The organism is Sphingomonas yunnanensis (genome assembly GCF_019898765.1).
Taxonomy (GTDB): domain Bacteria; phylum Pseudomonadota; class Alphaproteobacteria; order Sphingomonadales; family Sphingomonadaceae; genus Sphingomonas; species Sphingomonas yunnanensis.
Genome location: NZ_JAIOKB010000004.1, coordinates 131748 through 154998, shown reverse-complemented (window position 1 = coordinate 154998; position 23251 = coordinate 131748). Strand labels below are relative to the sequence as shown.

The window sequence follows — 23251 nt, the reverse complement described above, 5'->3', positions numbered from 1 at the left end:
TACCTCAACGGTCGGCGTCCCCCTCCCAGCCAGACCAGTCAGGATCGTCCCAGGCGCGGGGCGACGGCTCGAACGCGCGCTCTTCAGCCAAGGGCGGTACGAGCCCGGAACACTTGCCCCATACTGACGTGAGATCGAGTCGATCGTCCCTCACGACGGGCGCGAACTCATAATGGTCGCGTTCCTCGCGGACCACCATCTCCGTACCCTCCTTCAGCCCCAGCGCCTTGGGCAGGCGCAGCGCGACCGAATTGCCCGACTTGAACACCTTGGCGCGATATTCGTTAGTCATCGCTGATCTCCCGTATACACGGGATGTATATACGCGCGGGAACGACAGCAAGATGGACGACTGCCTCATCATCGGTGCCGGGCCCGCCGGTCTCACCGCGGCGATCTACCTGGCGCGCTATCATCTCTCGATCCGAATGTTCGACTCGGGGTCGAGCCGCGCCGCGATGATCCCGCGCACGCATAATCACGCCGGCTATCCCGAAGGGGTCGCTGGCACCGAGCTGCTGCACCTGATGCTCACCCAGGCCGAGAGATACGGTGCCCGGCGCGAGCCGGTGAAGGTCACGAGGCTGGCGCAGGACGGGGACCGCTTCGTCGCCACCACCGATCACGGCACGCACCGCGCGCGCACCGTGCTGCTGGCGACCGGGGTGGTGAACCACCGCCCGCACGGGCTGCTCCCCGAGGTGCACGACCCGGCGCTGGCGCGGGGCCTGCTACGCTACTGCCCGGTATGCGACGGCTATGAGGTGACCGACAAGCGGGTCGCGGTGATCGGCACGGGCGAGCGCGGCATGCGCGAGGCGTTATTCTTGCGCGGCTTCACCCGCGACATCACGCTGATCGCGCCCGAGGCGGAGCATCTACTCGACTCGGCCTGCGCCGAGGCGCTCGATGACGCGGGGGTGGTGCGCGTCGACGGCCCGTGCGGGAACTATGCGATCGAGGGAGACCGCTTCGCCCTCGACACCGCGCGCGGACGCATGGCGTTCGACAGCGTCTATCCCGCACTGGGCTCGCGCATCCGCTCGCATCTCGCGGTCGAGGCCGGCGCGCGCGCGAGCGAGGACGGTTGTCTCGAGGTGGACGACCATCAGCGTACCAGCGTGCCCGGACTGTTCGCGGCGGGGGACGTGGTGAAAGGGCTCGACCAGATCAGCCACGCCATGGGCGAGGCCGGCGTCGCCGCCACGACGATCCGCAACCTACTGGCGGAACAGTGCCCGCTGCGCCGGTGAGGGGGGCTGGCCCGACCGACCTTCTCACGGCGCTACCCTGAACTTGTTTCAGGACCTACTGCTACGCCAGCGCGGCAACCGCTGATCTCGCGGGTCGGTCGATCCTGAAACAAGTTCAGGATGATGGCAGGGGGAAGGTAGGCGAGAAGCGCCCCCCCTCCCTTCACTCCACGAACGCCGCCTCCACGATGAGTCGCGTACGGTCCCACTCGGGCACCGCGTTGATCGGCACCATAAAGCGCTTGCCGCCGTCGCGCTCGATCTCGATCACGTCGCCCGCGCCGAAATTCTCCACCGCGACGACGCGACCGACGGGCTCGCCCGCGGTCGACACCGCGGCGAGGCCGAGCAGGTCGGCATGATAATACTCACCCTCGCCGAGGGGCGGCAGGTCCGCGCGCGCGACGGTGAGCAAGGTGCCGCGGAGTTGCTCCGCGTCGGTGCGGTCGTTCACCTCCGCGAACCGCGCGATCGTGCCGTCGCGCAGCTTTACCAGCGTGAGCGCACCGCCGTTGAAGGTGCGATGCGCGCCCAGCGCCTCGGCGAACACCTTGAGCCGCACTTCACCGGCGACGCCGTGCGCCCCCGCCACGGCGGCGAGCACCACCGTGTCGGGGTCGACGGACGAAGGGTCAGGCCTGGTCGGGCGAACCGGCGCCGCCGGCGGGGGCGTCGTCGTCCCCTTCGGCGGGCTGCTGGCTCGAGACGCCCTGGTTGGTGGCGTCCTGGGTGGTCGAGTCGTCATCGTCGTCGGGCGCGGTGCGCGGGTCGGGATCGGTCGTCATCGTGCGGTCCTCTCGGGTCTCGCTGGAGCCGGGGGTAACGCACGAGCGGACGATCGGCTTCCCGGCCAGCTTACTCGGCGCTCGCCGCCTCGGGCTCGGCGGTCTCGGCCGGGGCAGCGGCGACCTCCTGCTGCGCCTTCAGCTTCTCGGCGCGCTCCTCGGCACGCTCCTTGGCCTTCTCGCCCGGCTCGCCCTTCTTCGGGTTGCTGCGCACGGTGCGCTCCTTCACGCCGGCGGCGTCGAGGAAGCGGGCGACGCGGTCGGTCGGCTGCGCGCCCATGCCCAGCCAATGCTTGGCGCGATCGCCGTCGAGCACGATGCGCTTCTCGTCGTCCTTGCCCAGCAGCGGATTGTAGTTGCCGATCTTCTCGATGAACTTGCCGTCGCGCGGGCTGCGCGCGTCGGCGACGACGATGCGGTAGTAGGGACGCTTCTTCGAGCCGCCGCGCGACAGGCGAATGCTGAGTGCCATGGTGTTCGTCTTCCTTCTGTCTGTCTCTGCCCCGGCAGGCGCCGGGATCGTCTAGGTGAATGTCGTCACGTCCGCGCCGCCTCGGCGACGCGCGTCATTTACTTCTTGAACCGGAACCCGGGCGGCAGGCCGCCGGGGATGTTGCCGGGCAGACCGCCGCCGGGAAGCCCCGGCAGCCCCGGACCGCCGCCCGGACCACCGAGCTTGCCCATCATGTCGCCCATGTCGGCGCCACCGATGGCGTTGCCGAGCCCACCGAGCCCGCCCTTGCCGAGCATCGCCATCATGCCCTTGAGCCCGCCCATCTTCTTGATCTTCTTCATGGCGGTGGACATTTCGAGGTGCATCTTGAGGAGCTTGTTGACCTCCTGCACGGTCGTCCCCGAGCCCTTGGCGATGCGGATCTTGCGCTTGGCGTTGATCAGCTCGGGCTTGGCCCGCTCCTTGACCGTCATCGAGCCGATCATCGCGTCGAGGTGCACCAGCATCTTGTCGCTGCCCGGCACCGAGTCCATCGCCGCCTGCGCCTTCTTCATGCCAGGCAGCATGCCCGCGAGCGCGCCCAGCCCGCCCATGCGCTTCATCTGTGCGAGCTGGCCGCGCAGGTCGTTCATGTCGAACTGGCCCTTGGCGAGCCGGCTCGCCATGCGCTCGGCGTCTTCCTGCTGGATCGACTCGGCGGCGCGCTCGACCAGGCTGACCACGTCGCCCATGCCGAGGATGCGACCCGCGACGCGCGACGCGTGGAAGGCCTCGAGCGCGTCGAGCTTCTCGCCGACGCCGGCGAACTTGATCGGCTTGCCGGTGACCGCGCGCATCGACAGCGCGGCGCCGCCGCGCGCGTCGCCGTCCATGCGGGTGAGCACCACGCCGGTGAGCGGCACCTGCTCGGAGAAGTTCTGCGCGACGTTGACCGCGTCCTGGCCGGTCAACGAGTCGACGACGAGCAGGATCTCCTGCGGCGCCGCCACCTCGGCGACCGCCTTCATCTCGTCCATCAGCGCCTGGTCGACGTGGAGTCGACCCGCGGTGTCGAGCATCAGCACGTCGAAGCCCTGCAGCTTGGCGGCCTGGAGCGCGCGGCGCGCGATCTCGACCGGCTGCTGGCCCGCGACGATCGGCAACGTCGCCACCTCGACCTGCGTGCCGAGTGTGGCGAGCTGCTCCTGCGCGTTCGGGCGGTTGACGTCGAGCGACGCCATCAGCACCTTCTTGGCCGAGCGCCCGGTCATCGAGCTGCTCGACAGACGCTTGGCGATCTTGGCGGTAGTGGTCGTCTTGCCCGAGCCCTGCAGGCCGACCATCATCACCACCGCAGGTGGCGCGACGTTGAGCTGAAGCTCGGCCGCGGCGGGATCGTCGCCGCCGAGCATCCGCACCAGCGCGTCGTTGACGATCTTCACGACCTGCTGCCCCGGCGTGACCGAGCGCAGGACGTTCTGCCCGACCGCTTCCTCGGTGATCTCGTCGACGAAGGCGCGCGCGACCGGCAGCGCGACGTCGGCCTCGAGCAGCGCGACGCGCACCTCGCGCATCGCCGCGCGCACGTCCGCCTCGGTCAGCGCGCCGCGGCCACGCAACCGGTCGAAGACGCCGCCAAGACGATCGCTGAGGCTATCGAACATCGTGTATCCTTCCCATCCGCCGCAAAACGCAAAAGCGCCGGCGGGCGAAACCTCGCCGGCCAGCGGGCACCACAGGGGCGCATGTCGATCGCGTTCAACGGTGGAACGTGCGGCGACTGTTAGAGGAAATGGGCGCGGGACGCAAGGTGGGTGGGAGGTTGGCCCACTGCGTCCATTTACAGCGTCATCGCGGGCTTGATCCGGGATCCATGCCGCCGCCCACGCCATGAGCGTTGCTCTCGCGGAGCCACGGATCCCGGCTCATGGCCGGGATGAAGGTAGCGACTGGACGGCCGCCACGCCGCAGGCAACCGAAAGCCAAACGCGTGCAGACCAGAAGCCGCACGTGCGCTGCCCCAGCCCTCACCCCAGCCGCGCCAGCGCCGCGGCAAACCGCTCGGCGTCCGCGGCCTTCTCGGCATGGTCGGCGCGCGCCTTCTCCACCGCCTCGGGCTTGGCGCGCTCGACGAAGCTGGCATTGCCGAGCCGCCCCGCCAGCGAGTCGCGCTCCTTCTCCGCGGCCGCCAGCGACTTCTGCAACCGCTGGCGCTCCGCCTCCAGGTCGATCACGCCGTCCAGCGCGAGCGCGAACGTCTCCGCGCCCCACAGGATCGGCGCGCGCGCACCGCTCGCCTCGCCGGGCGTCAGCGCGACGCGCGCGAGCCGCTCGACGTAGGGAGCGATCGTCGCCGGCACGCTGCCCGCCCGGGTGTGGAGCGCAATGCGCGTGCCCGGTGGAACGTTGAGCTCGGCGCGCGCGCCGCGCACCGCCTCGACCAGCTCGATCAGCCGCTCGACCTCCTGCTTCGCCGCAGGATCGAGCGCGCGCGCGTCCGCCATTGGCCAGTGCGCGACGATCAGCTCGTGCTCGCGCGGCGCCAGCGCGTGCCACAGCTCCTCGGTGATGAAGGGCATGAAGGGATGGAGCAGCACGAGGATCTGATCGAGCACCCAGCCCGCGACCGCCTTGGTCTCGCCGTCGATCTGTCCCCTCTCGGCCTCGCTCGAGACAGGCTTGATCAGCTCCAGATACCAGTCACAGAAGCGGCTCCACACGAACTGGTAGATCGCGTTGGCAGCGGCGTCGAAGCGATAGTCGGCGAGCGCGAGGTCGACCGCCTGCACCGTCGCGACCGTCTCCGCGACGATCCACTTGTTCACCGGATTAGCCGCGAGCGGCGGCTCCAGCGTGGTCGAGCCGCCGATCCCGTTGGCCTGGGCGAAGCGGCTGGCGTTCCACAGCTTGGTCGCGAAGTTGCGATAGCCCTCGACGCGCTTCTCATCCATCTTGATGTCGCGCCCCTGGCTCTCCATCGCCGCCATGAAGAAGCGCAGCGCGTCGGCGCCGTAGCGGTCGATCAGTCCCAGCGGGTCGACGGTGTTGCCCTTGGACTTGGACATCTTGGCGCCGTCGGCGGCGCGCACCAGGCCGTGCAGGTAGAGCGTGCGGAACGGCACCTCGCCCATGAAGTGCATGCCCTGCATCATCATCCGCGCGTCCCAGAAGAACAGGATGTCGAAGCCCGAGACGAGCACGTCATTGGGGTAGCGGCCGCCGAGCGTGCGATCCGCCGCGTCGGGCCAGCCCATCGTCGCGAACGGCCACAGCGCGCTGGAGAACCAGGTGTCGAGTACGTCGGGGTCGCGCGTCAGCGCCACGCCCGCGCCCGCCTCGGCCTGCGCCTCCGCCTCGGTCTCGGCGACATAGGCGCGGCCATCGGCGTCGAACCACGCCGGGATCCGGTGGCCCCACCAGAGCTGGCGCGACACGCACCACGGCTGGATGTTCTCCATCCAGTTGAAGAAGGTCTTCTCCCACGACTTGGGCACCAGCCGGATCGCGCCCGAGCGCACCGCCTCGATCGCGGGCTTGGCCAGGGTCGCGGCGTCGACATACCATTGGTCGGTGAGCCACGGCTCGATCACCGCGCCCGAGCGGTCGCCGAACGGCGTCTGGATCACGCGCGGCTCGGCGTCGTGCTCGACGCCCTCCTTGTCGACGTGCGGGATCAGCACGCCCGCCTCCTTGAGTCGCGCGACGACCAGCCGGCGCGCGTCCTGCGCGGCCTTGGCGTCGTTGCCGGGCAGGCCGAGGAACTCAGCCGGGATCAGCCCGTCCGCGGTCTGCACCACGCGCGCCTTGGCATCGAGCATGTTGAGCATATCGCGCGCCTCGATCCCGGCGCGGCGACCGACCTCGAAGTCGTTGAAGTCATGCCCCGGTGTGATCTTCACCGCGCCCGAGCCGAGCGCCGGATCGGCGTGCTCGTCGGCGACGATCGGGATCAGCCGCCCGGTGATCGGCAGCCGCACCTGCTTGCCCACCAGCGCGGTGTAGCGCGCGTCCTCGGGGTGCACCGCCACCGCCATGTCGGCGAGCATCGTCTCGGGGCGGGTCGTCGCCACCTCGATCGATCCCGAGCCGTCGGCGAGCGGGTAGCTTAGCCGCCAGAAGCTGCCGCGCACTTCGCGCGTCTCGACCTCCAGGTCGCTGATCGCGGTGCCGAGGCCCGGGTCCCAATTGACCAGGCGCTTGTCGCGGTAGAGCAACCCTTGGCGGTGCAGCTCGACGAACACCTTGAGCACCGCGCGCGAGAAGCCCTCGTCCATGGTGAAGCGCTCGTTCGCCCAATCCATCGAGCAGCCGAGCCGGCGCAGCTGGCGCGTGATCTCGCCGCCGCTCTCCGCCTTCCATGCCCACACGCGCGCGACGAAGTTGTCGCGCGAGAGATCAGTGCGCTTCTCGCCCTTGGCCGCCATCTGGCGCTCCACCACCATCTGCGTGGCGATGCCGGCATGGTCGGTGCCGACCACCCAGAGCGCGTCCTTGCCCTTGAGCCGGGCGTGGCGCGTCAGAATGTCCTGCAGCGTGTTGTCGAGCGCGTGGCCGATGTGGAGCGAGCCGGTCACGTTGGGCGGCGGGTTGACGATCGTCCAGGGCTGGGCGTTGGGGCGCTCCGGGCGGAACAGGCCCTTGTCTTCCCAGTGCGTGTACCAACGGCGCTCGATCGCGGCGGGGTCGAAGGTCTTGGCGAGCTCAGTCATGGTTCGGCGGCTATCCCGCGTCGCGCCAAAAGGGAAGACCGCGTCACCGCCGCATAGCAGAAGGGCCGCCCCGGCATCCCGGGACGGCCCTGCTTTCAGCCTCGCGGCGCGCCTGGATCAGGCGGCGACGTCGAAGTCCTCGTCGGTCGTCACCGGGCCCGAGTCCTGGCCCTTGGCAGCGACGTCGCGGTCGACGAACTCGATGATCGCCATCGGCGACGCGTCCGAGGCGCGGATGCCCGCCTTGATGATGCGGGTGTAGCCGCCGTTGCGCGACGCGTAGCGCGGCGCGAGCACGTCGAACAGCTTCACCAGTTGCGCGTCGTCGAGCAGCCGCGCGTGAGCGAGACGACGGTTGCTGAGACCGCCCTTCTTGCCGAGCGTGATCAGCTTCTCGATATACGGCCGCAGCTCCTTCGCCTTGGCGACGGTGGTGGTGATCTGCTCGTGCTTGATCAGCGCCGCCGACATGTTGCGGAACAGCGCCTGGCGATGGGCCGAGGTGCGCTGCAGCTTACGACCGCCAACTCTATGACGCATGGGTCTTTCCTTTCGTTCGTCAGGGGGCCGTGTGAGGTACCCCGGGCCTGGTGGGGACGTTTGAGCCCACCGTCGTCACGTCGCTCCCGCGGGAGCCTCTATACTATAGTAGACCGGATGGCGCCGCGGCTCAGCCGCGGCGTCGGTCGGGTGCCGGACGCGGCATCCGACGGGCACTATCCGTCTCGCGCATAGCTCACGCGATGCGCGTGCGGATCAGCCCATGATCTCCTGCTCGAGCTTCTTGGCGACTTCCTCGATGTTCTCAGGCGGCCAGCCGGGAATTTCCATGCCCAACCGCAGCCCCATCGACGAGAGCACTTCCTTGATCTCGTTGAGCGACTTGCGCCCGAAGTTCGGGGTCCGCAGCATCTCCGCCTCGGTCTTGCCGACGAGATCACCGATATAGATGATGTTGTCGTTCTTGAGGCAGTTGGCCGAGCGGACCGAGAGCTCGAGCTCGTCGACCTTCTTGAGCAGGTAGCGGTTGATCTGCGCGGTGTCGCTCGCGACCTCGCCGCCCGACGCCGCCGGCGCCGCGACGCCGACCGGGGCCGAGCGCGTGACCGACGAATCGTCGAAGTGGACGAACAGCGCCAATTGGTCCTGCAGGATGCGGCCGGCATAGCCCACCGCGTCCTCGGGAGTGACGGTGCCATCGGTCTCGATCGTCAGCGTCAGCTTGTCATAGTCGAGGTCCTGCCCGACGCGGGTCGGATCGACCTTGTATGACACCTGGCGCACCGGCGAGTAGAGCGCGTCGACCGGGATCAGACCGATCGGCGCGTCGGCCGGGCGGTTGTTGACCGCGGCGACATAGCCCTTACCGACGTCGGCGGTGAGCTCCATGTTGAGCGTCGCGCCCTCGTCGAGATGACAGATCACCAGCTCGGGGTTCATCACCTCGATGTCCCCCGAGACCGCGATGTCGCCCGCCTTGACCTCGGACGGACCGGTCGCGGAGAGCTGGAGGCGCTTCGGTCCCTCGCCCTGCATGCGGATCGCGATCTGCTTGACGTTGAGGACGATGTCAGTGACGTCCTCGCGCACGCCCGCGAGCGAACTGAACTCGTGCAGCACGTTCTCGATCTTGATCGAGGTCACCGCGGCACCCTGCAGCGAGGAGAGCAGGACGCGGCGCAGCGCGTTGCCCAGCGTCAGCCCGAAGCCGCGCTCCAGCGGCTCCGCGACGAAGGTCGCCTTGCGCTTGCCGTCACCGCTCTTCTTCTCGAGCTGGTTGGGCTTCTTCAGTTCTTGCCAGTTCTTTGCGTTGACAGACAAGCTCTCGTCCCCTGGGGTTGGGAAGGCGCTGGCGGGCGCCGACCGGGTAATGGACGCGGCCGCTCGTCAGCGGCCACGCGAAGAACATCAGATCAGACGCGACGCCGCTTCGACGGACGCACGCCGTTGTGCGGGATCGAGGTCACGTCGCGGATCGACGTGATCTGGAAACCGACCGCCTGCAGCGCGCGCAGCGCCGACTCGCGGCCCGACCCCGGACCCTTGACCTCGACCTCGAGGGTGCGGACGCCATGCTCGGCGGCCTTCTTGCCCGCGTCCTCGGCCGCGACCTGTGCCGCGTACGGGGTCGACTTGCGACTGCCCTTGAACCCCATCATGCCCGCGGACGACCAGCTGATGGCGTTGCCCTGCGCGTCGGTAATGGTGATCATGGTGTTGTTGAAGCTGGCGTTCACGTGAGCGACGCCCGCGGTGATGTTCTTGCGTTCGCGCCGGCGAATGCGCTGCGGTGCCTGAGCCATATGGTGTTCCTGACCTTAGATTCCAATACGGGGGCCGGCGGGCTGTCCGCCTCGCGCCTGCCTCCGGCGGAGAAGAAGATGGAAATCGTCTCCAGGACGATTTTTACTTCTTCTTGCCCGCGATCGGCTTCGCCTTGCCCTTGCGGGTGCGCGCGTTGGTGTGCGTGCGCTGGCCGCGGACCGGCAGGCCCTTGCGGTGACGCAGGCCGCGGTAGCAGGCGAGGTCCATCAGGCGCTTGATGTTCATCGCGGTCTCGCGACGAAGATCGCCCTCGACGGTGTAGCCGGCATCGATCGCCTCGCGGATCTGCAGCACTTCCTGATCGGTCAGGTCCTGCACGCGCCGCTCCGGCGTGATGTTCAGCTTCTCGGTCAGTTCCTTGGCCTTGGCCGGCCCGATGCCGTGGATGTAGGTCAGCGCGATCACCACGCGCTTGTTGGTCGGGATGTTAACACCCGCGATACGTGCCATGTGCTATATGTCTCCTGTGCTCCACGGGAAGCGGCATGGCTGCACGCATCCCATCTCAACGCATTGCCTTCCGCGCCCCCGCCTGCCCGAGTCGCTCCCCGCCGAACGCAGGAAACGCGACGTGCGCACGAGTGCGACGCCGACGGGTGAGAGGTTGGAAGGAAGGGCGGATAAGCGCGCGGGAACGCACTGTCAAGCAAGCGGTTCCGAGTCGCGGGCGGCCGATCGCCGCAGCGCGGCCCATTTTCGCAGCGCCACGACGAACCAGGCGAGCTCGACCAGTCCGAACGGCCACGCACCCTGGAGGAAGCCGTAGGCGGAGCCCATCAGGCATCCCAGGGCGAACAGCAGCGTCCAATAAGGCGCACGGTCCTCCATCATATAGCACAGAAGCATGAAGGAGACGGCAAAGAGGCCGAAGAAGGTGACAGCGTCCACGCACCCGGTGTGCCGCATGGCGACGGCAGCGGCCAGAGCCAATAGGCTCGGTGAGCGGGAATCACCGAGCGGTCAGCCTCCCGCGCGTTCTCCACGCCCGCGCTTCCGCCATGCGGGTCGTCCGCCGGCGCTCTCTCCGTCATCCCCGCGAAGGCGGTGATCCAGACGCGCTAACCTTCGCCAACGGACCAGACCGTCAGCGTTGACGGATCACCGCCTTCGCGGGGTAACGAAGACGGAGAGCGCGCCAGGAGGACGCCTGACTAGAAGGCGGCGATCGCGGGCGAGTGATCGTCGGTGGGGACGCGACCGGACCGATGCCAGACACGCGAAGAGCCGGCGGAGGACAGGGAACCCTCCGCCGGCCTCGTCACCACCGGGAGAGAAGGTGACGAGTTCGTATTGTCTTCGGCGATCGGGCGGCGACCACCGCCGCCCGTGGCCCTGCTCTACCCCGCGCGCCGCTTCCGCAGCGTGGCAGCCGCATGAACTTTCGGTCATGTCCGTGAAACGGCGACCGTATCGGTCGCGATCTCCGCTTCGAGCCACACCGGCGGCAGCGGACGCATCCAGTGCCGCCCCCGCGCGTTCGCTCGGCATGGAGGACCTACAACGCGCCTTCGCCTCGATAGAGACGTCGCGGCTGCGCGCGCGTGCAGCGGTGGAAGTCACCCCGAGGGGACTGCTCGCGCTCGGCGGAATGGTGGCGGCGATCGTGGTGGGCAGCGCGGCAATCGTGCTCGCCGCGCGTCGCCCGGACGCGCCGCCGCAGCTCAGCGACCGTCGAGGATCGACTCGATCGCAGCGGTGACCTGGCCGATGTCGGCCATGCCGTCGACTCGACGCACCAGTCCGCGCGACTCGTAGATCGGGATGATCGGCGCAGTCTTGGCGCGATACTCGGCCATGCGGGTCCGAACGGTCTGCTCATTGTCGTCGGGGCGGCGCTTGAACTCGCTCGCGCCGCAGACGTCGCAGACATTATCGACCACCGGACGCTTGAACGTTTCGTGGTAGCCGGTACCGCACACCGCACAGGTGAAGCGGCCGACGATCCGTTCGACCAAGGCGTCCTCATCGACCCCCAGCTCGATGACATGGTCGAGTGCCTGCCCGCGCTCGCTCAGCAGCAGGTCGAGCGCGTCGGCCTGCGCCGCGGTGCGCGGGTAGCCGTCGAAGATCGCCCCGCTCCCGGTGCCGGCGTCCATACGCTCGCCGATCAACGCCGAGACGATCGCGTCCGAGACGAGCTCCCCCGCCTCCATCACCGCTTTCGCCTGCAGCCCTACCGGCGTGCCCGCCTTCACCGCCGCGCGCAGCATGTCACCGGTGGAGAGCTGGACCATCCCACGCTCCTCTACCAGCCGCTGCGCCTGGGTGCCCTTGCCCGCCCCCGGGGGCCCCAGCAGAATGATGTTCACGAGATAACGCCTCCCTGTCGCGTCGCCGTCCCGCGCCCCGCGGTCAGCGGCGGCGCGCGCCCTTCAGTTTCGCCTTCTTGATCAGGTCGCCGTACTGATGCGCGAGCAGGTGCGACTGAATCTGCGTGACGGTGTCCATCGTCACGTTGACCACGATCAGCAGGCTGGTGCCGCCGAGATAGAAGGGGATCGACAGCGCCGACACCAGATACTCGGGGACGACGCAGATGAACGTCAGATAGGCCGCACCGATCACGGTGATCCGCGTCAGCACATAGTCGAAATAGCTCTCGGTGTTCTTGCCGGGGCGGATGCCTGGGATGAAGCCGCCGTAGCGCTTCAGGTTCTCCGCCGTCTCCTCCGGGTTGAACACCACCGCGGTGTAGAAGAAGGAGAAGAAGATGATGCCGGCGGCGTACAGCGCCATGTACACCGGCGAGCCGTGCTGGAGATATTGGTTCAGACCGATCAGGATGTCGCCGAAGCGGCTCTCGCCCGAGACGCGGTTGCCCGCGAACTGCGTGATCGTCAGCGGCAGCAGCAGCAGCGACGAGGCGAAGATCGGCGGGATCACGCCAGCGGTGTTGATCTTCAGCGGCAGGTGGCTGCGGTCGGCCTGCATGCCGCGCTGGGTCTGGCGCTTGGGGTATTGGATCAGGATGCGGCGCTGCGCGCGCTCCATGAAACAGATCAGCAGGATCAGCCCCGCGACCACCGCGACGATCAGCACGACCGAGATCGGATTCATCGACCCCGAGCGTCCGCCCTCGAGCAGGTTGACCAGCGTGGTCGGCAGGTGCGCGACGATGCCCGCCATGATGATCAGCGAGACACCGTTGCCGATGCCGCGGCTGGTGATCTGCTCGCCCAGCCACATCAGGAACATCGTGCCGCCGATCAGCGAGATCACCGCGCCGACGCGGAACACCATGCCCGGCTCGATCACCGCGCCCCCGGCCTCGAGCCCGCGCGCTATGAAATAGCCCTGCACCGCGGTCAGCGCGACGGTGCCATAGCGCGTGTACTGGTTGAGCTTCTTGCGCCCCGACTCGCCTTCCTTCTTGATCGCCGCGAGCTGCGGGCTCAGCGAGGTGGCGAGCTGCACCACGATCGAGGCGGTGATGTACGGCATCACGCCCAGCGCGATCAGCGACGCGCGCGACAGCGACCCGCCGGAGAAGGTGTTGAAGAAGTCGAGCACGCCGCCCTTCATGCGATCGGCGAGCACGCCGAGCTGGGTCGGGTCGATCCCGGGCAGCGGCACGTAGCTCAGCAGCCGGAAGACGATCAGCGCACCGATCGTGAACCACAGCCTTTTCTTGAGGTCGGTCGCCTGCGCGAATTTCGCGAGGCTGATGCTCTGCGCCATCTGGTCGGCTGCGGATGCCATCGTATCGGTGTATCCTGGAAACGAAGAACGGCGGGATGCGTTTGTACCGCCCCGCCGCTCATATAGGCGCAGCAGGCGCCTTGTCTAACCCGGTCTGTCCGGATCACGCGCGGCGCGAGCATCCTGCAACCCCGCGTCCGCCACCCCGGAGTTGATCCGGGGTCCATCGCGCCGCGAACGACGACCGGCGCCGCGGGTGCGGGAGCATGGATCCCGGCTCAAGCCCGGGATGACGACGAGGGTAAGCGGAGCGGCTTACGCCTGGGTCTGCGCCTGCTTGCGCGCCGCCTGCGCGGTGCGGTGCTTGGCCTTGTGCTTGTCCGCGGCGGGGACGATCTCGGGCACATTGACCGAGCCGCCGAGCTTCTCGACCGCCTCGCGCGCCGACGCCGACACGCCCGCGACGGTGAAGTTGAGCTTGGTGGTCAGCTCGCCCTTGCCGAGCAGCCGCACGCCATCCTTGCCACCGCGCGCCAGGCCCGCCGCCTTGAGCGCGGCATGGTCCAGGTCGGTGCCGGTCAGCTTGCCCGACTCGATCGCCTTCTGGATTTCGCCGAGGTTCACCGTCGCATAGTCCTTGGCGAAGATGTTGTTGAAGCCGCGCTTCGGCAGCCGCATGTGGAGCGGCATCTGGCCGCCCTCGAAGCCCGCGATGCTTACGCCCTCGCGGCTCTTCTGCCCCTTGACGCCGCGACCGCCGGTCTTGCCCTTGCCCGAGCCGATGCCCCGGCCGACGCGGATCTTGCGGTGGCGGGCGCCCTGGTTGTCGCTGAGTTCGTTGAGCTTCATGATATGCACTCGCTTTCGCTTCTGTCGCGCTGAAAAACAGGAAGGGGGCCGGTTAGCCCCCTTCCCTCGTCTTGTCACTAGTCAGATGGGGAAGGCTCAGCCCTCCACCACCTCGACCATGTGCTGCACCTTGCGGATCATGCCGCGCACCTCGGGGCTGTCCTGCAGCTCCGCGACGCGGTGCATCTTGTTGAGGCCCAGGCCGACGAGCGTCGCGCGCTGGTCCTTGGTCCGCCGGATCGGCGAGCCGGTCTGCTTCACCTTTATGGTCGCCATGTCGCTCACTCCACCACTGCCGCGGCATCCGCCTCGGCGGTCGCCGCGTCCGCGCCGTGCGCGCGGCCGAGCAGGTCGGCGATCTTCTTGCCGCGACGCTGCGCCACCGCCTTCGGCGAGGTCTGCGTCCCCAGCGCCTCGAAGGTCGCCCGGATCATGTTGTACGGGTTCGAGGTGCCGACCGACTTGGTCACCACGTCGGCGACGCCGAGGCTCTCGAACACCGCACGCATCGGACCGCCCGCGATGATGCCGGTGCCCTGCGGCGCCGAGCGCAGCGTCACGCGACCCGCGCCGAAGTGGCCGTTGCCGTCGTGGTGCAGCGTCCGGCCTTCCTTGAGCGGCACGCGGACCATCTTCTTCTTGGCCGCGGCGGTCGCCTTGGAGATCGCCTCGGGGACCTCGCGCGCCTTGCCGTGACCGAAGCCGACGCGGCCCTTGCCGTCGCCCACCACGACCAGCGCCGCGAAGCCGAAGCGCTTACCACCCTTCACCGTCTTCGACACGCGGTTGATGTGGACGAGCTTCTCGATCAGCTCCTCGCCGCCGTCGTCGTTGTTGCGCCGATCGTCGCGACGGCCACGGTTGCCGTCACGGCCCCCGCGGTTGCCGCCACGATCATTGCCGCCGCGGCCACCGCCGCCGCCGCGGCCGCCGCGCGCACCGCGCGGGGGACCATTGTCGTGCGACGCCGCCGGAGCCGCTGCCGCGGGCGCCTCGCCCTCGGGCGCCGGGGTCTGCTGGTTCTCGTCAGCCATGTCTTAGAACTCCAGTCCGGCTTCGCGCGCGGCCTCGGCCAGCGCCTTCACCCGGCCGTGAAAGAGGAAGCCACCGCGGTCGAACACGACCTGCGTGACACCGGCGGCCTTGGCCGCCTCGGCGACGCGCTTGCCCACCTCGGTCGCGGCCGCGACGGTCGCGGTCTTGCCCTCGTGGCTCGCCAGGGTCGATGCCGAGGCCACGGTGTGGCCATTGGCGTCGTCGATGACCTGGGCGTAGATGTGCTTGCCCGAGCGATGCACCGACAGGCGCGGACGCGTGCCGGCACGGGCGCGCAGCGCGGTGCGGTTGCGGCGACGCCGCTTGTCGAAAAGCGAAAGACCCTTGGTCACTTCTTCTTCCCTTCCTTACGGAAGATATACTCGCCGTCGTACTTGATGCCCTTGCCCTTGTACGGCTCGGGCTTACGCCAGCGGCGGATCTCGGCGGCCAGCTGACCGACGCGCTGCTTGTCCGCACCGCTGATCTCGACGGTGGTCGCGTCCGGCGTCTTCACCTCGATGCCCTCGGGCACCTCGATGTTGACGTCGTGGCTGTAGCCGAGCTGCAGGCGCAGGTTGCGCCCCTGCGCCGCGGCGCGGTAGCCGACGCCGGTGATGAGCAGCTTCTTGGTGAAGCCCTCGGTCACGCCGGTGACGAGGTTCTGCACCAACGTCCGCTGCATGCCCCAGAAGGCGCGCGCGCGCTTGGTGTCGTTGGCCGGCTGCACGCCGATCGAGTCACCCTGCACATCGTAGCTGATCAGGTCGGACAGCGGCATCGTCAGCGTGCCCTTGGGGCCCTTGACCGAGAGCTCGTTGCCGGTGCGGGTGGCGGTGACGCCCGACGGGATCGGGACCGCCTTCTTGCCGATGCGGCTCATCAGAACACCTCCGCCAGCACTTCGCCGCCGACGTTCTGCTCGCGCGCCTCGGCGTCCGACAGAACGCCCTTCGGCGTCGACACGATGGTGATGCCCAGGCCGTTCATCACGCGCGGCAGCTCGGTGGCGCCGGAGTAGATGCGACGGCCCGGCTTCGAGACGCGGGCGACGTGCTTGATCGCGGGCTGGCCCTCGAAATACTTGAGCTCGATGCGGACGCCCTTCGTGGACGCGCCTTTTCCGAGCGCGAGCTCCTCCTCGGAATAACCGCGGATATAGCCCTCGCGCTGGAGTACGTCGAGCACGCGGACGCGCAGCTTCGACGCGGGCGACAGCACGCTGTCCTTGCGCGCGCGCTGGCCGTTGCGGATGCGGGTGAGCAGGTCACCCAGGGGATCGGTCACTGCCATCGTACGTCCTTACCAGCTCGACTTGGTGAGACCCGGGATCAGGCCCTTGTTGGCCAGATCGCGCAGCATCACACGGGCAAGCCCGAACTTGCGGTAGTAAGCACGCGGACGACCGGTCAGCGCGCAGCGGTTGCGGATCCGCGTCGGATTGGCATTGCGGGGCAGCTCCGCCATCTTCAGCCGCGCGATGAGACGCTCGGTCTCGTCGAGCGACTGGTCGTTCGCGGTTGCCTTCAGCTTCGCCAGCTTGGGCGCATATTGCGCCACCAGCTTCTTGCGACGCTCGTTCTTGTTCACGGAACTCAGTTTCGCCATGGACTTAAGCTCTCTTTATCAGACCAGCGAGACGGTCATGCCGCCTTCTTCGCGTCGGTCGTTTCGTCCTCGATCGGGAACGGGAAGCCGAACAGACGGAGCAGCTCACGCGCCTCGTCGTCGCTCTTCGCGGTCGTGGTCACGATCACGTCCATGCCGCGCACCTTGTCGATGCGGTCATAGTTGATCTCCGGGAACACGATCTGCTCCTTGATGCCGCAGGCGTAGTTGCCGCGACCGTCGAAGCTCTTCGGGTTCAGCCCGCGGAAGTCGCGGACACGCGGAAGCGCGATGGTGATGAAGCGGTCGAGGAACTCGTACATGCGCTCGCGACGAAGAGTGACCTTCACGCCGATCGGCATGCCCTCGCGCAGCTTGAACTGCGCGATCGACTTCTTCGCCTTGGTGACCACCGGCTTCTGACCGGCGATCAGCTCCATCTCCGACGCGGCCTGGTCGACGCGCTTCTTGTCCTGAGTCGCCTCGCCGACGCCCATGTTGAGCACGATCTTGTCGATCCGCGGGATCTCGTTGACGTTCTTGTAACCGAACTTCTCGGTCATCGCCGCGACGATGCGATCGTCGTAGATCGCCTTCATGCGGGGCTTGTAGGCATCAGCCATCGATCTTCTCCCCGGTCTTCACCGCGACGCGGACCTTCTTGCCGTCCTGCGTCTCGAAGCGGACGCGCGTCGCCTTGCCGTCGGCAGTGACGTGCGCCACCTTCGACACGTGCAGCGGCGCCTCGATGCGCTCGAGCCCGCCCTGCGGATTGGCCTGGGTCGGCTTGCGGTGACGGGTCGCGACGTTGACGCCGCCGACGATCACCTTGCTATCCTTCGGCATCGACTGAGTGACCGTGCCGGTCTTCCCCTTGTCCTTGCCGGACAGGACGATGACCTGATCGCCCTTCTTGATCTTCGCGGCGGCCATCACAGCACCTCCGGCGCGAGGCTGATGATCTTCATGTGCTTCTTGCCGCGCAGCTCGCGCACGACCGGGCCGAAGATACGGGTGCCGATCGGCTCCTCGTTCTTGTTGACCAGCACCGCGGCGTTGCCGTCGAACCGGATCACCGAGCCGTCGGCGCGGCGGATGTCCTTGGCGGTACGCACGATCACCGCACGGTGAACGTCGCCCTTCTTCACGCGGCCACGCGGCTGCGCTTCCTTGACGCTGACGACGATGATGTCGCCGACGCCGGCCGTGCGGCGCTTGGACCCGCCAAGCACCTTGATGCACTGCACCCGCTTCGCGCCGCTGTTGTCAGCGACGTCGAGATTGGATTGCATCTGGATCATCGATCCGCTTCCTTCTCGCCTTGGGGTGGATACCGACCCAGCCCCGCCTAAAAAAACGACCCCCGGCAGGCGCATGGCCGTACCGAGGGGAGCGGCCGGTTAGCCGCTCCGCGGGCGAAAGGCAAGTGCCCTGCCCCACGTCTTCCCGCCAGGCTCGGCTGGTCTCCGCGACCAGGCCGCGGACCCTTCCCGAAACGCCGGCGGGCGCGCTCAACGACGCTTACGCGTCGACGTCGACCCGCTCGGGCGCGACATGCGTGTTCACGCGGTCGACGACCTTCCAGGTCTTCAGCTTGGAGATCGGCGCGGTCTCTTCGATGCGCACGGTCTCACCCTGCTTATACTCGTTCGCCTCGTCATGGGCGTGATACTTCTTCGAGCGGCGGATGATCTTGCCGTAGAGCGGGTGCTTCACCTTGCGCTCCACGTTGACGATCACCGTCTTCTCGCCCTTGTCGGAGACGATCACTCCGGTCAGCACGCGCTTCGGCATGTGCGTCGTCCTCTTACTTGGCCGCAGCCGCAGCGGTGCGCTGCGCCTGCAGGGTCTTGATGCGGGCGATGTCCTTGCGGACCTCGCGCACGCGGCTCGGCTTCTCCAGCTGGCTGGTCGCCGCCTGGAAGCGGAGGTTGAACTGCTCGCGCTTCAGGTTGCCCAGGCTCTCGGCGAGCTGGTCGTCGCTCTGGCCGGTGAAGTCAGTGGTATTCGCCATCTTACTCGCCTCCCAGGTGCGAGGTGTCGCCCAGACGCGCCACGACCTTGGTCTTGATCGGCAGCTTCATCGCGGCGCGCTCGAACGCCTCCGCGGCAAGCGGCCCCTCGACGCCGTCGAGCTCGAACAGGATCCGGCCCGGCTTGACGCGGGCGGCCCAGAACTCCGGCGAACCCTTGCCCGAGCCCATGCGGACCTCGGCGGGCTTGCTCGACACCGGCACGTCCGGGAACACGCGGATCCACAGACGCCCCTGGCGCTTGATGTGGCGCGTGATCGCGCGGCGGGCCGCCTCGATCTGACGCGCGGTGATACGATCCGGCTCCATCGCCTTGAGGCCATAGGAGCCGAAGTTCAGCGAGGTACCGCCCTTGGCGTCGCCGTGAATACGGCCTTTGAACGCCTTGCGGAACTTGGTGCGCTTCGGTTGCAGCATTGCCTTATTCCTTAGCGGCGGTCATCGCGCGCGGGGCGCACGCCGGAGGTCTGAGCCTCCATCATGAGGCGATCGGTCGCCATCGGGTCGTGCCCGAGGATCTCGCCCTTGAACACCCACACTTTGACGCCGCAGACGCCATAGGCGGTGTGCGCCTCGGCATCGGCATAGTCGATGTTGGCGCGCAGCGTGTGCAAAGGCACCCGGCCCTCGCGGTAGCTCTCGGAGCGCGCGATCTCGGCGCCGCCGAGACGGCCGCCGCAATAGACCTTGATGCCGTCCGCGCCGAGACGCATCGCCGACTGCACCGCGCGCTTCATCGCGCGACGGAAGGCGATACGACGCTCGAGCTGGTCCGCGATGCCCTGCGCGACGAGCTTGGCGTCGACCTCAGGCTTGCGGATCTCGACGATGTTCAGCGACACGTCGGAGCTGGTCATCGCGCCGAGCGTCTTGCGCAGCTTCTCGATGTCCGAGCCCTTCTTGCCGATGATCACGCCGGGGCGTGCGGCGAAGACGGAGATGCGGCACAGCTTGGCGGGACGATCGATCACCACCTTCGAGATCGCGGCCTGCGGCAGCGTCTTGATGATGTACTGGCGGATCTTGAGATCCTCCAGCAGCAGACGACGGTAATCGTCGCCCTCGGCGTACCAGCGGCTGTCCCAGGTGCGGTTGATCTGCAGGCGCAGACCGATGGGATTGCTCTTGTGACCCATTAGGCTTCTTCCTGCTCGCGCACGACGATCCGCAGCCGCGAGAACGGCTTGAGGATGCGGGTGGACTTGCCGCGGCCGCGTGTGGCGAACCGCTTCATGGTGATCGACTTGCCGACCGACGCCTCGGCGACGACGAGCGCGTCCACGTCGAGGTTGTGGTTGTTCTCGGCGTTGGCGATGGCCGAGGCCAGCACCTTGCGCGCGTCGATCGCCATCGACTTCTTGGAGAAGGCGAGAATGTTCATCGCGTCGGCCGCCGAGCGGCCGCGGATCAGCGCCGCGACCAGGCCCAGCTTCTGCGCCGAACCGCGGATCTGCGTGCCGACCGAGAGCGCTTCCTTCTCGCCGACCTTGCGGGGGGATGCAGGCTTGCTCATCAGCGCTTGCCCTTCTTGTCAGCCGCGTGACCCGGGAAGAACCGGGTCGGCGCGAACTCGCCGAGCTTCATGCCGACCATGTCCTCGTTGACCGACACGGGCACGAACTTACGGCCGTTATAGACCGAGAACGTCAGACCGACGAACTGCGGCAGGATGGTGGAGCGGCGCGACCAGGTCTTGATCGGCGCGCGCCCACCGGCATCCTGCGCGGTCTCGGCCTTCTTGAGCAGGCTCAGTTCGACGAACGGGCCCTTCCAGACAGAGCGAGCCATTACTTCTTCCTCGCGTGGCGGCTACGGATGATCATCTTGTCCGTAGACTTGTTGTGGCGGGTGCGGGCACCCTTGGTCGGCTTGCCCCACGGTGTGACCGGGTGACGGCCGCCCGAGGTCCGGCCCTCACCACCGCCGTGCGGGTGGTCGACCGGGTTCTTGGCCACGCCGCGCGTCAGCGGGCGCTTGCCCATCCAGCGCGAGCGGCCGGCCTTGCCGAGGTTCTGGTTCTGGTTGTCGGGGTTCGACACCGCACCGATCGTGGCCATGCACTCGCCGTGGATGTAGCGCTGCTCACCCGAGTTGAGGCGGACGATGACCATGCCGCGGTCGCGACCGACGACCTGCACGTAGGTGCCCGCCGAACGCGCGATCTGACCGCCCTTGCCCGGCTTCATCTCCACGTTGTGGACGATGGTGCCGACGGGGATCTGACCCAGCTCCATGGCATTGCCCGGCTTCACGTCGGTCTTCTTGCCCGCGACCACCTTGTCGCCCGGCGCGAGCCGCTGCGGCGCGATGATATAGGCCAGCTCCTCGTCGGGATACTTGATCAGCGCGATGAAGGCGGTGCGGTTCGGGTCATACTCGAGCCGCTCGACGGTGCCCTCGACGTCCCACTTGCGCCGCTTGAAGTCGACGTGGCGGTAGCGCTGCTTGTGACCGCCCGCGATGCCGCGCGAGGTCACATGGCCCTTGTTGTTGCGGCCGCCGGTCTTGCGCTTGCCCTCGGTCAGCGCCTTGACGGGCTTGCCCTTATACAGCGCCGACTTGTCGACGAGGACGAGGCCGCGCTGCGCCGGCGACGTCGGGTTATAATGCTTGAGTGCCATCTTACTTGGCCCCCTCGGTGACGTCGATCGACTGGCCCTCGCGGAGCGTGACGATCGCCTTCTTGACATCGGAGCGACGGTAGGGCGCACCCTTCCAGCGCTTGGTCTTGCCCTTCTGGACGATCGTGTTCACGCCCGTGACGCTGACGCCGAAGAGCGCCTCCACGGCCGCCTTGATCTGGGGCTTGGTCGCCTTGGTGGCGACCTTGAAGACCACCGCGTTCTGCTCGGAGAGCAGAGTGGCCTTCTCGGTGATGTGCGGCGCGACAATCACGTCATAGTGACGGTTGTCGATCGCCTCTGCCGGCTTAGCCATTGAAGCGCGCCTCCAGCTTCTCGACCGCCGCGCGCGTCAGCACCAGCGTGTCTGCCTTGATGATGTCGTAGACGTTCGCGCCGACCGCCGGGAGCAGGTCCACGCCCGGCAGATTGCGACCGGCGCGGAAGCTCTCGCCCGCCTCGCCGTCGATCACCAGCGTGCGCTTGCCCGTGGTGAGCGTGGCGAAGTGACCCTTGAGCTCCTTCGTCTTCTGCACCTCGAACGCGTCCAGCACGATCAGCGAGCCGGCCTTGGCATGGCTGCTGAGCGCCATCTTGAGGCCGAGCGCGCGAATCTTCTTGTTGAGCCCGGGGTTGAAGTCGCGGACGCGGGCGCCGTGCGCCTTACCGCCGCCGATGAACACCGGGGCGCGGCGATCGCCGTGACGCGCGACACCGCCGCCCTTCTGGCGACCGAGCTTCTTGCCCGAGCGGGCGACGTCGGCGCGCTCACGCGTGCCGCGTGCGGTGGCGCGACGCTTCTCGAGCTGCCAGGTCACGACGCGGTGCAGGATGTCGGCGCGCGGGTCGAGGCCGAAGACCTCGTCGTTGAGCTCGATGTCCGCTGCGTCGGTGCCGGCGAAGGAGGAAACCTTGACCTTCACGTTCAGCCCTCCTGGCCGTCGGTCGCGGGGGCATCGGCCGACGTGTCGGCCGGCGTGTTCGCCGCGCTGTTGTTGTTGGCCGCCGACTTGATCGACGCCGGATAGGGCGCGCTCTCGTGGCGATCCTGCTTGACCGCGTCCTTGACGAACAGCCAGCCGCCCTTCGAGCCGGGCACCGAGCCCTTGACGAAGATCAGGCCGCGCTCGACGTCGGTGCCGACGATCTCGAGGTTCTGCTGGGTGCGATTCTTGTCACCCATGTGGCCCGCCATCTTCTTGTTCTTGAAGACGCGGCCGGGATCCTGGCGGTTGCCGGTCGAACCGTGCGAGCGGTGCGACACCGACACGCCGTGAGTCGCGCGCAGACCGCCGAAGTTCCAGCGCTTCATCGCGCCGGCGAAGCCCTTGCCCTGGGTGCGGCCCTGGATGTCGACCAGCTGGCCGGCGACATAATGGTCCGCGGCGAGCTCAGCGCCGACGTCGAGGAGATTGTCCTCGGTGACACGGAACTCGTGCACCACGGCCTTGGGCTCCACCTCGGCCTTGCCGAAGTGGCCGCGCTGCGGCTTGGCGACATTCTTGCTCTTGGCGACACCGGCGCCAAGTTGGACGGCGGTATAGCCGTCACGGTCTTTCTCGCGACGGGCGACGACCTGAAGCGCCTCGATCTGCAGGACGGTGACCGGCACGTGGCGGCCGTCGTCCTGGAACAGGCGGGTCATCCCCATTTTCTTCGCGATCACGCCAGTACGCATGATCCGTTGCTCCTCGACAGAGGCACCGCGAGGCCCATCCCCACGGTGCTTGTGACCCATGCCTGATGGCGCGGATCGGTCAGCCCGGAATATGCGAAGCGTGCCCCCGTCCCGGGCTGGGCGCCTCCCCGAGGGAAGACAGACGGGAGACGCTGACCCGGCCACCCGAGAGCGGCCGGCGGTATCTCTGTCCTGTCGTCATGCCGGCGGGTGCCGGCACCTTCTGGTGAGGGATGATGGCAGACGCCCCACCCTCTCCGTAAAGATCCCGACCTTAGTCGGG

General features: G+C 67.8%; 34 protein-coding genes. 1 reads left to right on the top strand and 33 read right to left on the bottom strand.

Annotation, left to right across the window (positions count from 1 at the left end; genetic code table 11):
* Positions 1-4 precede the first annotated feature (4 nt).
* The gene (locus tag K7957_RS12880; RefSeq protein WP_223012395.1) at positions 5-292 is read right to left on the bottom strand and encodes an AbrB/MazE/SpoVT family DNA-binding domain-containing protein; all 288 of its coding nucleotides are present in this window, start codon (positions 290-292) and stop codon (positions 5-7) included.
* Between the two features lie 52 nt (positions 293-344).
* On the opposite strand from K7957_RS12880, the gene K7957_RS12875 reads away from it, so the two are divergent.
* Entirely contained in the window at positions 345-1253 is a 909-nt protein-coding gene (locus tag K7957_RS12875; RefSeq protein WP_223012394.1) for an NAD(P)/FAD-dependent oxidoreductase, read from the top strand.
* 163 nt (positions 1254-1416) lie between these two features.
* Here K7957_RS12875 and rimM read toward each other — a convergent pair whose 3' ends face one another.
* The 32 genes from rimM to rplC all read right to left on the bottom strand — a co-directional run bounded on the left by rimM (position 1417) and on the right by rplC (position 22968).
* Positions 1417-1860: a ribosome maturation factor RimM gene (gene rimM, locus K7957_RS12870; RefSeq protein WP_223012614.1), complete on the bottom strand. Its 444-nt coding sequence runs from the start codon at positions 1858-1860 to the stop codon at positions 1417-1419.
* Positions 1861-1885: 25 nt separating this feature from the next.
* Entirely contained in the window at positions 1886-2038 is a 153-nt protein-coding gene (locus K7957_RS12865) for a hypothetical protein (protein ID WP_223012393.1), read from the bottom strand.
* A gap of 70 nt (positions 2039-2108) precedes the next feature.
* The gene (rpsP, locus tag K7957_RS12860) at positions 2109-2510 is read right to left on the bottom strand and encodes a 30S ribosomal protein S16 (RefSeq protein ID WP_223012392.1); all 402 of its coding nucleotides are present in this window, start codon (positions 2508-2510) and stop codon (positions 2109-2111) included.
* A 98-nt stretch (positions 2511-2608) separates the two neighbouring features.
* Positions 2609-4135 carry a signal recognition particle protein gene (gene ffh / locus K7957_RS12855; protein ID WP_223012391.1) on the bottom strand — a complete coding sequence of 509 codons (1527 nt, stop codon included), beginning with the start codon at positions 4133-4135 and terminating at the stop codon, positions 2609-2611.
* Positions 4136-4498: 363 nt separating this feature from the next.
* Entirely contained in the window at positions 4499-7180 is a 2682-nt protein-coding gene (locus K7957_RS12850) for a valine--tRNA ligase (RefSeq protein WP_223012390.1), read from the bottom strand.
* A 117-nt stretch (positions 7181-7297) separates the two neighbouring features.
* Positions 7298-7720 carry a 50S ribosomal protein L17 gene (gene rplQ, locus K7957_RS12845; RefSeq protein ID WP_132909159.1) on the bottom strand — a complete coding sequence of 141 codons (423 nt, stop codon included), beginning with the start codon at positions 7718-7720 and terminating at the stop codon, positions 7298-7300.
* Between the two features lie 216 nt (positions 7721-7936).
* Positions 7937-9001 (bottom strand): DNA-directed RNA polymerase subunit alpha, encoded by a 1065-nt coding sequence (locus K7957_RS12840; RefSeq protein ID WP_183921102.1) that lies wholly within the window; start codon positions 8999-9001, stop codon positions 7937-7939.
* A 92-nt stretch (positions 9002-9093) separates the two neighbouring features.
* A complete protein-coding gene (rpsK, locus tag K7957_RS12835; protein ID WP_019516037.1) occupies positions 9094-9483 on the bottom strand; it encodes a 30S ribosomal protein S11 in 390 nt (129 codons plus the stop codon).
* 103 nt (positions 9484-9586) lie between these two features.
* Positions 9587-9955: a 30S ribosomal protein S13 gene (gene rpsM / locus K7957_RS12830; protein WP_132909157.1), complete on the bottom strand. Its 369-nt coding sequence runs from the start codon at positions 9953-9955 to the stop codon at positions 9587-9589.
* Between the two features lie 192 nt (positions 9956-10147).
* Positions 10148-10393 carry a hypothetical protein gene (locus tag K7957_RS12825; RefSeq protein ID WP_223012389.1) on the bottom strand — a complete coding sequence of 82 codons (246 nt, stop codon included), beginning with the start codon at positions 10391-10393 and terminating at the stop codon, positions 10148-10150.
* 773 nt (positions 10394-11166) lie between these two features.
* Positions 11167-11814, bottom strand: coding sequence for an adenylate kinase (locus K7957_RS12820; RefSeq protein ID WP_223012388.1), 648 nt, complete (start codon positions 11812-11814; stop codon positions 11167-11169).
* 43 nt (positions 11815-11857) lie between these two features.
* Positions 11858-13204: a preprotein translocase subunit SecY gene (secY, locus tag K7957_RS12815; protein ID WP_219753892.1), complete on the bottom strand. Its 1347-nt coding sequence runs from the start codon at positions 13202-13204 to the stop codon at positions 11858-11860.
* A gap of 255 nt (positions 13205-13459) precedes the next feature.
* Positions 13460-13993 (bottom strand): 50S ribosomal protein L15, encoded by a 534-nt coding sequence (rplO, locus tag K7957_RS12810; protein ID WP_223012387.1) that lies wholly within the window; start codon positions 13991-13993, stop codon positions 13460-13462.
* 96 nt (positions 13994-14089) lie between these two features.
* Positions 14090-14269 (bottom strand): 50S ribosomal protein L30, encoded by a 180-nt coding sequence (gene rpmD / locus K7957_RS12805; protein WP_132909151.1) that lies wholly within the window; start codon positions 14267-14269, stop codon positions 14090-14092.
* A gap of 5 nt (positions 14270-14274) precedes the next feature.
* Complete coding sequence (gene rpsE / locus K7957_RS12800) at positions 14275-15027, bottom strand: 30S ribosomal protein S5 (RefSeq protein WP_246617060.1); 753 nt, start codon at positions 15025-15027, stop codon at positions 14275-14277.
* A 3-nt stretch (positions 15028-15030) separates the two neighbouring features.
* Positions 15031-15381 carry a 50S ribosomal protein L18 gene (gene rplR / locus K7957_RS12795; RefSeq protein ID WP_223012386.1) on the bottom strand — a complete coding sequence of 117 codons (351 nt, stop codon included), beginning with the start codon at positions 15379-15381 and terminating at the stop codon, positions 15031-15033.
* On the bottom strand, positions 15378-15911 hold the full coding sequence (rplF, locus tag K7957_RS12790) for a 50S ribosomal protein L6 (RefSeq protein ID WP_183942613.1): 534 nt from the start codon (positions 15909-15911) through the stop codon (positions 15378-15380). Before rplF ends, rplR begins: the two co-directional genes overlap by 4 nt.
* Entirely contained in the window at positions 15911-16321 is a 411-nt protein-coding gene (gene rpsH / locus K7957_RS12785) for a 30S ribosomal protein S8 (RefSeq protein WP_132909147.1), read from the bottom strand. Before rpsH ends, rplF begins: the two co-directional genes overlap by 1 nt.
* A 9-nt stretch (positions 16322-16330) precedes the next feature.
* Entirely contained in the window at positions 16331-16636 is a 306-nt protein-coding gene (rpsN, locus tag K7957_RS12780) for a 30S ribosomal protein S14 (RefSeq protein WP_183921109.1), read from the bottom strand.
* A gap of 35 nt (positions 16637-16671) precedes the next feature.
* Positions 16672-17259: a 50S ribosomal protein L5 gene (gene rplE, locus K7957_RS12775; protein ID WP_223012385.1), complete on the bottom strand. Its 588-nt coding sequence runs from the start codon at positions 17257-17259 to the stop codon at positions 16672-16674.
* Entirely contained in the window at positions 17252-17569 is a 318-nt protein-coding gene (gene rplX, locus K7957_RS12770; protein WP_223012384.1) for a 50S ribosomal protein L24, read from the bottom strand. Before rplX ends, rplE begins: the two co-directional genes overlap by 8 nt.
* A complete protein-coding gene (gene rplN, locus K7957_RS12765; protein WP_022687056.1) occupies positions 17569-17937 on the bottom strand; it encodes a 50S ribosomal protein L14 in 369 nt (122 codons plus the stop codon). Before rplN ends, rplX begins: the two co-directional genes overlap by 1 nt.
* A gap of 220 nt (positions 17938-18157) precedes the next feature.
* A complete protein-coding gene (gene rpsQ / locus K7957_RS12760) occupies positions 18158-18430 on the bottom strand; it encodes a 30S ribosomal protein S17 (protein ID WP_132909143.1) in 273 nt (90 codons plus the stop codon).
* 13 nt (positions 18431-18443) lie between these two features.
* Positions 18444-18650, bottom strand: coding sequence for a 50S ribosomal protein L29 (rpmC, locus tag K7957_RS12755; RefSeq protein ID WP_183942615.1), 207 nt, complete (start codon positions 18648-18650; stop codon positions 18444-18446).
* A 1-nt stretch (position 18651) separates the two neighbouring features.
* On the bottom strand, positions 18652-19086 hold the full coding sequence (rplP, locus tag K7957_RS12750) for a 50S ribosomal protein L16 (protein ID WP_022687059.1): 435 nt from the start codon (positions 19084-19086) through the stop codon (positions 18652-18654).
* Between the two features lie 11 nt (positions 19087-19097).
* Positions 19098-19805, bottom strand: a complete 708-nt coding sequence (rpsC, locus tag K7957_RS12745; RefSeq protein WP_223012383.1) for a 30S ribosomal protein S3 — start codon at positions 19803-19805, stop codon at positions 19098-19100.
* A complete protein-coding gene (rplV, locus tag K7957_RS12740; protein ID WP_219753900.1) occupies positions 19805-20182 on the bottom strand; it encodes a 50S ribosomal protein L22 in 378 nt (125 codons plus the stop codon). The genes rpsC and rplV overlap by 1 nt, the downstream gene beginning before the upstream one ends.
* Positions 20182-20457: a 30S ribosomal protein S19 gene (rpsS, locus tag K7957_RS12735; RefSeq protein ID WP_219753901.1), complete on the bottom strand. Its 276-nt coding sequence runs from the start codon at positions 20455-20457 to the stop codon at positions 20182-20184. Before rpsS ends, rplV begins: the two co-directional genes overlap by 1 nt.
* On the bottom strand, positions 20457-21290 hold the full coding sequence (gene rplB, locus K7957_RS12730; RefSeq protein WP_223012382.1) for a 50S ribosomal protein L2: 834 nt from the start codon (positions 21288-21290) through the stop codon (positions 20457-20459). The genes rpsS and rplB overlap by 1 nt, the downstream gene beginning before the upstream one ends.
* Position 21291: 1 nt before the next feature.
* Positions 21292-21606, bottom strand: a complete 315-nt coding sequence (locus K7957_RS12725) for a 50S ribosomal protein L23 (RefSeq protein ID WP_219753903.1) — start codon at positions 21604-21606, stop codon at positions 21292-21294.
* On the bottom strand, positions 21599-22213 hold the full coding sequence (gene rplD / locus K7957_RS12720) for a 50S ribosomal protein L4 (RefSeq protein WP_132909136.1): 615 nt from the start codon (positions 22211-22213) through the stop codon (positions 21599-21601). Before rplD ends, K7957_RS12725 begins: the two co-directional genes overlap by 8 nt.
* Positions 22214-22215: 2 nt before the next feature.
* Entirely contained in the window at positions 22216-22968 is a 753-nt protein-coding gene (gene rplC, locus K7957_RS12715; RefSeq protein WP_219753905.1) for a 50S ribosomal protein L3, read from the bottom strand.
* Positions 22969-23251 lie beyond the last annotated feature (283 nt).